The organism is Paenalicyclobacillus cellulosilyticus (assembly GCF_014647315.1).
Taxonomy (GTDB): domain Bacteria; phylum Bacillota; class Bacilli; order Alicyclobacillales; family Alicyclobacillaceae; genus Alicyclobacillus_J; species Alicyclobacillus_J cellulosilyticus.
In genome coordinates, this window is record NZ_BMOY01000141.1 from 341 (window position 1) to 596 (window position 256).

Sequence of the window (256 nt, forward strand, 5' to 3'; positions counted from 1 at the left end):
CCTGGGCAATCTACGTGTGCATAGTGGCGTGCGGCTGATTCATATTCAACGTGAGCCGTCGATATAGTAATACCACGTTCGCGCTCTTCTGGAGCCGCATCAATTTGGTCATAAGCTTTTGCCATGCCGCCATACTTCTTCGCCATAATCGTTGTAATTGCAGCAGTAAGTGTCGTCTTACCATGGTCTACGTGACCAATCGTGCCTACGTTTACGTGCGGCTTTTTACGTTCAAATTTTTCCTTTGCCATTTCAA

At 46.9% G+C, this 256-nt stretch carries 1 protein-coding gene; it reads right to left on the reverse strand.

Annotation, left to right across the window (positions count from 1 at the left end; genetic code table 11):
• Positions 1-251 (reverse strand): GTP-binding protein (locus IEX97_RS13800; protein ID WP_229776944.1); only part of this gene is annotated, 251 nt, incomplete at its 3' end.
• Positions 252-256 lie beyond the last annotated feature (5 nt).